Source organism: Arthrobacter sp. 05T47, assembly GCF_056395825.1.
Map to the genome: position 1 here is coordinate 1 of NZ_JBFTKG010000069.1, position 7,292 is coordinate 7,292.

General features: G+C 69.1%; 10 protein-coding genes. 2 read left to right on the forward strand and 8 right to left on the reverse strand.

All coding sequences use genetic code 11. From position 1 onward, the window contains the following. Window positions 1–229: 229 nt before the first annotated feature. Complete coding sequence (locus AC1DEY_RS22300; protein ID WP_476869897.1) at window positions 230–712, reverse strand: hypothetical protein; 483 nt, start codon at window positions 710–712, stop codon at window positions 230–232. 5 nt (window positions 713–717) lie between these two features. Further along, window positions 718–1,476, reverse strand: coding sequence for a 4-hydroxy-tetrahydrodipicolinate reductase (dapB, locus tag AC1DEY_RS22305; protein WP_476869898.1), 759 nt, complete (start codon window positions 1,474–1,476; stop codon window positions 718–720). Between the two features lie 146 nt (window positions 1,477–1,622). Between dapB and AC1DEY_RS22310 the strand changes: the two genes are divergently transcribed. Both AC1DEY_RS22310 and AC1DEY_RS22315 read left to right on the forward strand, forming a co-directional pair. Then, window positions 1,623–1,826, forward strand: coding sequence for a helix-turn-helix domain-containing protein (locus AC1DEY_RS22310; RefSeq protein WP_441409431.1), 204 nt, complete (start codon window positions 1,623–1,625; stop codon window positions 1,824–1,826). Window positions 1,827–1,834: 8 nt separating this feature from the next. After that, window positions 1,835–2,293, forward strand: a complete 459-nt coding sequence (locus AC1DEY_RS22315) for a Clp protease N-terminal domain-containing protein (RefSeq protein WP_476869899.1) — start codon at window positions 1,835–1,837, stop codon at window positions 2,291–2,293. Window positions 2,294–2,349: 56 nt separating this feature from the next. Here the strand turns inward: AC1DEY_RS22315 and AC1DEY_RS22320 are convergent, their stop codons facing one another. The 6 genes from AC1DEY_RS22320 to AC1DEY_RS22345 are packed head-to-tail and all read right to left on the reverse strand — an operon-like array spanning window position 2,350 to window position 7,284. Continuing rightward, window positions 2,350–2,859, reverse strand: a complete 510-nt coding sequence (locus tag AC1DEY_RS22320) for a molybdenum cofactor biosynthesis protein MoaE (protein WP_476869900.1) — start codon at window positions 2,857–2,859, stop codon at window positions 2,350–2,352. Then, entirely contained in the window at window positions 2,849–3,361 is a 513-nt protein-coding gene (locus AC1DEY_RS22325) for a MogA/MoaB family molybdenum cofactor biosynthesis protein (RefSeq protein ID WP_476869901.1), read from the reverse strand. Before AC1DEY_RS22325 ends, AC1DEY_RS22320 begins: the two co-directional genes overlap by 11 nt. Next, on the reverse strand, window positions 3,358–3,879 hold the full coding sequence (gene moaC, locus AC1DEY_RS22330; protein WP_476869902.1) for a cyclic pyranopterin monophosphate synthase MoaC: 522 nt from the start codon (window positions 3,877–3,879) through the stop codon (window positions 3,358–3,360). The genes AC1DEY_RS22325 and moaC overlap by 4 nt, the downstream gene beginning before the upstream one ends. Beyond that, entirely contained in the window at window positions 3,867–5,090 is a 1,224-nt protein-coding gene (locus AC1DEY_RS22335; RefSeq protein ID WP_476869903.1) for a molybdopterin molybdotransferase MoeA, read from the reverse strand. Before AC1DEY_RS22335 ends, moaC begins: the two co-directional genes overlap by 13 nt. A gap of 26 nt (window positions 5,091–5,116) precedes the next feature. After that, a complete protein-coding gene (locus tag AC1DEY_RS22340; RefSeq protein ID WP_476869904.1) occupies window positions 5,117–6,838 on the reverse strand; it encodes a molybdopterin-dependent oxidoreductase in 1,722 nt (573 codons plus the stop codon). A 35-nt stretch (window positions 6,839–6,873) separates the two neighbouring features. Beyond that, entirely contained in the window at window positions 6,874–7,284 is a 411-nt protein-coding gene (locus tag AC1DEY_RS22345) for an ATP-binding protein (protein WP_476869905.1), read from the reverse strand. Window positions 7,285–7,292: the final 8 nt, after the last annotated feature.

The following is a 7,292-nucleotide window of genomic DNA, read 5'->3' on the forward strand; positions in this document are numbered from 1 at the left end:
GGCGGGGGCCCCTGGAGTGGGTGACCCATGCGGCCAACCAGGTGGGCCGCTACCAGCCGGCCCCCATCCGCCAGACATCCCGCTTCCGCTAGGTCCAGGTGCCGGCAGGTCCAGGCGCCAATTACCGCGGCCGCGCCTCAGCTTCCCGCTTCAGCCAGGTCTAGCTGTTGCCAGGTCTAGCTATCGCCAGGTCTAGCCGCTGCCGGGTCCCGCTATCGCTGGGTCCTGGCTACGGCTTCTGGGCGTCTGCTCGGAACATCCGCACGGCGTCGCGCATCGAGGCACGGGCCCGCTTGCGGTCTCCGGCGGCGTCGTACGCACAGCTCAGCCGGAACCAGGAGCGCCAGTCATCGGGGGCGGCTTCCGCTTCGGCACGGTACTTCTCAAATTCGAGATCCGCTGCTTCGCGGATGATCCGGCCGGCGGGCGTGCGCGGCAAAGTGTCCTCGGGCAGGCCCCCCTCGGCTTCGAGGATCTTCGCCAACCGCTCGGTGCGGGCACCAAACAGCAGCTCCCGGATCAGCGCCCAGGCTCCGATGACCGGCAGCACCAGGTAGGCGACGCCGATYGCCTTSGCCACGAGGCTGGGGTCGGTCATCAGGAGCACGGAACGCTGAAGGGAYACCACCAGGTAGAACACGAGCAGCAGGGTGACGGCACCCACCCAGATCTTGGTGCGGTTGGCTTTCAGGGCAGTCAGAGCAGCGGACACGGGACTCAGATCCCCAGGTCCAGGTAGCCGTCGAGSCCCATRGTGAGACCGGGGYGCGCGGTCACGTTTCGGATCCCCAGCAGCACGCCMGGCATGAACGAGGCCCGGTCGAAGGAGTCGTGGCGGAACGTCAGCTGCTCCCCCGGACCGCCCAGCAGSACTTCCTGGTGCGCGACCAGGCCGCGGAGCCGGACGCTGTGGACCCGGACGCCGTCGACGTCGCAGCCGCGGGCGCCCGCGAGCTCGGTGGTMGTGGCRTCCGGGCTGGAGGGCACTCCGGCGGCGGTCCGCTCGGCCGCGATCAGCTGGGCCGTKCGCACGGCCGTCCCGGAGGGGGCATCCACCTTGTCCGGGTGGTGCAGTTCAATGATTTCAACGGAGTCGAAGTACTTGGACGCCTTGGCGGCGAAGGCGGARGCCAGGACCGAACCGAGGGCGAAGTTCGGGGCGATGAGGACGCCGACGCCGGGGCGGTCGGCAAGGAGTTCCTCCAGCCCCGCGAGCCGGCCGGCATCCCAGCCGGTGGTGCCCACCACGGCGTGCATGCCGTGCTCGACGGCGAACCGGACGTTCGCCTCGGTGCTTTCGGGGACGGTCAGGTCCACCACGATCTGCGCGCCGGAGCTGACCAGCGTGTCCAGGGAATCGTTGCGGCCAAGGGCTGCGACGAGCGTCAGGTCCGCGGCGGCGTCGATGGCTTTCACGGCTTCGGCGCCCATGCGCCCGCTGGCGCCCAGCACGGCRACGGAGAGTTGTTCGGTCATGCCATCAACCCTACMGCCGGGGCCGTCGCCTTCCTGAACCGGCGGCCCCGGGTTACAGACCCTCCCCACCCCGGCTCCGGTCGCCCCCATTCCGAACCTGTCAGGCTGGATTGACGGAAAGTGCCTGTCAGTCTAACCTGACAAGCATGGAACCTGACGACCTGTCCGCGCATATTCATTCGCTTGACCCCGCGGTCGGCCTGCGGGCGGTCGGCGCCCTTCATCGCCTGGCGGAACAGGTCGAGGCAGCGCAGGTAAGGGCAGCYCGAGAACAGGGCTGGACCTGGGAGCAGATCGGGGACGCCCTGGGCGTCTCGAGGCAGTCCGTCCACGCAAAATACCGAGAGTGAGATCAACCATGTTTGAACGATTCGCCGAGGACACCCGCAGGATCGTTGGCTTTGCAATGGAAGAGGCCCGCTACAGCGGCGACAAGCGGCTGGGCACGGATCACCTGCTCCTGGGGGCGCTTCACGATCCAGGTCCGGCCGGCACCCTTGGYRTCACGCTGGATSAGGCCAGGGCGGCGGYAGCGTCGCTGGACCGCACGGCACTSGCGTCAATCGGAATAGACGCGACGGGATTTCAACGCGCCACCATGCCCAGCCGCGGCAAGAAGCCGCCGTTCAGCTCAGGGGCCCGGTCGGTAATCGAAGGCACGCTGCGGTACGCCATTGCCCAGAAATCGCGACAKATYACCACCGCGAATCTTCTGCTGTCGCTGCTGGACCGCGACGAACATGATCCGGCGGCCTCGCTCCTGAAGGAACTGGGRGTCGACCGGGCCGCGGCCCGSCGCAGGGTCCTCGACTCCTGACTCTGCCTCCTGAAGGCGAGCCACGGCCGGGTCCAGTGGCGAACACTGTCCCGTGCCTACTCGCCGGCGCCGACCCATTCGACAGTGCCGTCGGCGAAGAACTGTTCCTTCCAGATCGGCACCTGGGCCTTGATCCGGTCCACGAGTTCGGCACAMACCGCGAACGCCTGGCCGCGATGGGCCGCGGAGACGGCACAGACCAGGGCAGGGTCGCCGATCYCCAGCATCCCGATCCTGTGGGCTGCCCAGATCCGCACCGGCTGCTGTTCCCCGGAGCCTTCGGCGCCGGCGTCGSCGGCATCGGACGCCCGGTCAGGGACCGCCGGGACCGAGTGCTCCGCCACGAGCCCGGCGACGACGTCGRCCATCACCTGGTGCGCGGTCGGGTGGGCGCTGTAGCTGAGCCGGGAAACCTGCCTGCCGCCGTCGTGGTTGCGGACGACGCCGCTGAAGCTGACCACCGCGCCTGCGGTGTCCGACTCGACCGCCGCGATGGCCTGCTCCACGGAAATGGGCTCGGCGCTCAGCACGGCATGAACGATTTCAAATCCTGTGTCAGTGCCCATGGCTTCCTTCCAGCTGGTCGCAGAGGTGCCCAACAATGGGATCCAGCACGCCCAGGCCATCCATCACGCCCTTCGGGGATCCGGGCAGGTTCACGATGAAGGTCTGCCCKGCCGCGCCCGCGTGGCCCCGGCTGAGCATGGCCATCGGCGTCTTGGCCATGCCGGCGTTCCKAATGCCCTCCATGATGCCCGGGATTTCCCGGTCCAGCAGGGGCAGGGTCTGCTCAGGCGTGGCGTCGGTGGGGCTCAGGCCCGTTCCCCCGCTGGTGATGATGACGGCCGGCTGCTGGCTCAGCAGGGCACGGATTGCGGCTCCCACGGGCGCGCCGTCGGGGACCACCATGGCCGGATAGGGTTCGAAGCCGTGTTCGGTCAGCCAGTCGAYGATGACCGGACCGGTGAGGTCGTCATAGATGCCGGCGGCCGCCCGGGTGGAGGCGATCACGACGCCGGCCTTCCGCCCGGTGGCTTCGCCGTGGCGGTGCGGTTCGGGCATGTTCATAGGGTCCAGTCCCCGCTCTTGCCGCCGCTTTTGGCGAGCACCTTGATGTCGGTCAGGACCGCATGTTTGTCCACGGCCTTGATCATGTCGTACACGCTCAGTGCCGCGACCGACGCGGCRGTCAGTGCCTCCATCTCGACCCCGGTGACACCGCGGGTCTTGACCGTGGCAAATATCGTCACGGAGTCGGCGTCGAGCTCAAAGTCGATGGTGACCTTGGCGATCGGCAGCGGGTGGCACAGCGGGATCAGGTCGGGCGTCTTCTTGGCCGCCATGATYCCGGCGATGCGGGCMACSGCMAGGGCGTCGCCCTTGGGAAGCTCGCCGCCGCCGAGGAGRGAMAGGACCTCGGCSGTGCTGCGGACGGTCGCGGTGGCCGTGGCYTCCCGGGTGGACTGCGCCTTGTTGGAYACATCCACCATYTGCGCCGTGCCGTCGTGGCGGAGGTGGGTCAGGCGGGTGGTCTCCGCWGRGGCGGCATYCGCTYCAGCGTTTTCTGCTTCATTCACAGGATCCATACTTCCACTTCATCGCCCGCRGAGAGCACYGCYGTYCCCTCGGGRAYGTGGACCAAGGCGTTGGAACGRGCCAGGGCATGGACCAGGTGTGAGCCGGCGCCGCCCTCCAGCCGGACTGTGCCGTCGGGAGCCAGCGTGCCGCGCCGGACCTGGTGCTTGCCCGGCGGGGAGGTCAGCGGYGCGGCGAGGCGGGCGCGGACGGAGGGCCGGGGCGCCGGGGCGCCGATCAGYTCCGTGAGGACTGGGCGCAGGAACATTTCAAAGGACACGAGGCAGCTCACCGGGTTGCCGGGGAAYCCCAGSACAGGGACACCGTCGAAGCTGCCGATTCCCTGCGGGCCGCCGGGCTGCATCGCCACGGCGCCGAACTCGACGTCGTGATCCGCCATGGCCTGCCGGACCACCTCGTAGGCACCCTTGCTGACGCCGCCGGTTGTGACGATCAGGTCCACGGCGGGCCCATGCCGGCGCAACAGCTCGGYGAGCTCGTCCGGCYGGTCCGCGGAGACGCCGGTCCGGGTGACCTGGAGCCCGGCCTGGCGCATGGCGGACTCGAGCAGCGTGCTGTTGGAGTCAAAGATCTTGCCCGGTCCCAGCGGGCTGCCTGGTTCCACGACTTCGTCGCCGGTAGTGACCAGGAGGACCCGAAGGGATGGACGGACCGGCACCTCCGTGTAGCCCATTGCCGCCAGCAGTCCGAGCTGGCCCGGCCCGAGGAAGGTCCCGGCGCCGAGGGCGAGCTCGCCGGAGCGGATGTCGCTGCCGGCGTCGCGCACGAATGTGCCCGCGGCCGCCGCCGGCACCCGGACCGTGGCGGGCTCCCCGGGCACGGGGAAGGAATCGGGCACGGCTTGTTCGATGGGAACGACGGCGTCGGCCCCGGCCGGCATCATCGCCCCGGTCATGATCGGRGYCGCCGTGCCGGCGGCAAGTTCCACGGGTGAGGCACCGGCCGGGACGGGCGCGACGACGCGCAGTTCCGTGCCGCCGTCGGGCACGTCGGCGCTGCGGATCGCGAAGCCGTCCATTTGCGAATTGGCAAAGGGCGGAAGGTCCARGGGCGCCACGATGTCGGCGGCCAGTCCCCGRCCCAAGGCGTCGAGCARCGGGAGGCGCTCCAYCCGCGCTTCGGTGMTGAGCGGCGCCAGCAGTGCACGCACCTTGTCCCGGTGTGCTTCCACGCTGACATGCCTTGTCTCGGTGCGGTGCATGCGTTTCCTGACCTTTGCTCGGCTCGCTAGGACTTCACGTCAACTCTAACCGTGTGGTAACCCGTGGCTCCGTTCGGCGCGACCGGCGCGGACTCCTCCACTTGCGGCACCCCGTCCAGTGCGGTGGCCCGGACMTGGACCTCGTACTGGCCCGGCGTCAGCGGAAGCGCCAGCTTCCATTGGTACCASGTGTCCTTGGAGATGCCCGGGGCCAGCTCGGCCTGGTGCCAGTCGCCGCGGTTGATGCGCAACTCCACCTTGCCGATGCCCGTGTGCTGTGCCCACGCGACCCCGCCGAACACCACCGTCCCCGCCGTCGCGCTTTGCCCGTCGCGCGGCACGTCAATCCGGGATGATGTCTTGATGGGCCCCCGTTCGCTCCAGCCGCGGGGTGTCCAGTAGGCGACGTCGTCCGCGTAGCGGGTCACTTTCAGCTCGGTGATCCACTTCGTGGCCGAGACGTAGCCATACAGCCCGGGCACGATCATGCGCACCGGGAACCCGTGCTCCAGYGGGAGCGGCTCGCCGTTCATTCCCACGACCAGCAGGGCGTCCCGGYYGTCGGTGAGGGCCTCGAGCGGGGTGCCCGCCGTCCAGCCGTCCGTGCTGCGGGACAGCACCATGTCCGCCCCGGCTTTGGGGCCGGCCATGGCGAGCAGTTCGCGGACCGGCCAGCCGAGCCAGCGGGCATTTCCGATCAGGTCCCCGCCAACCTCGTTGGAGACGCAGGCTATGGTCACATGGCGTTCAGTCATCGGTTTGGCCAGGAGGGTGGCAAAGTCGAGTTCGATCTCCCGATCCACCATCCCGGTCACCTTTAGCGTCCATTCCTGTGGGTCCACCAGTGGGACCCGCAGGGCAGTGTCAATCCTGTAGAACTGCCTGTTGGGCGTCACCAGCGGGCTCAGGCCGGCCAGCCGGATCTCGGCACCGGCGGGTACGGGCGGCTCGGGAGAGGCGGGCGCCGGRAGGACCAGCTTGCTGCGCACATCACTGACGACGGCGGCCGCTCCCCTGAGGGTGGAGGCGAGCACACCGACGACGGCGGCAACCGCGGCGGTCCCGCCGAGGGCCACGAGGAAACGGCGCCGGGCAGGCCCGGTTTCACCTGCTGTATCTACCGTGGCTGTGGTCTCCAGGGGTTGCCACTCCAGCAGTTTCCGGATGAGCCACCGCAGCAGCGCGATTCCCACCAGCGCCACGAGCACCGGAACCGGGATACCGTTGGCGGTCAGGTCGGCCCGGCTGAGCACGGCCACGAGGCCCACAACGCCGAACACCGCAATCAGAACCACCCCGGCGAAACGGCGCCGCACTTCAAGGACCCCGGACAGGGCCGCGAGCGCGGCGATGACCAGCGCCATCCCGCCGAGGAGTGCCACTTTGTCCGCGGTGCCGAACAGCGAGATGACCCACTCCTTGACGCCCGGCGGCACGGTATCAATCACTGCCCCGCCAACGGCCGTCACCGGGGAAACCGTGGGGCTCACCAGGCTGGCCGTGAGCTCACCGAGCACCACCGCGGTCCCCACAGCCACCAGCCCGGCCGCGGCAGCCCATAGRTCGCGCCGTCGCCGGGCATGCCGTTGCTGGGCCCCTGGTCCTGGGGTCCGCAGTTCGGGGGTCCTCGATTCCGGGGTTGTCGATTCGGRGGTACTCGRTTCGGGGGAACTCGGTTGCCCGGTTGGWCCCTGCTGCGCCTGCGTTCCCGTCCGTTGCTGTTCCGTGCCGGCGACTGTCTCGCCCATTTCATGCCCCTGACCGTCAAAGCCCACGCCGCTGCTCACTGTGTCCGTCCTGTCCGTATGTTGTCGTCCGCCGAGCCTTGCGGAATCCTGCCCGGCACTCCCCCGGCKGCCGGCTCAACGGAAGCTTGTGCGTCCGCYGGGTGCCCTGCGGCTCTCTGTTCGGCGGAGCCCTGSCCGTCTGARCCCTGCCTGTCTGAACCCTGCMYGTCTRAACCCTGCCCCTCTGAAGCCTGCCCGGGGAGCAACAGCGAGAACCTGCATCCGCCGTCGACGTTTTCAACGGTGACCGTGCCCTGATGGGCGCTGACGATTCCGGCGACAATGCTCAGGCCCAGCCCCGCCCCGCTGTAACGCTTGGCGCCCGCCGGCTCATCCGTCTCGGGCACCCCAGCGCTCCCCAGCCCAGTCCTATCCATCCCAGTTCCGTCCAGCCCAATTCCGTCCATCCCAGGGC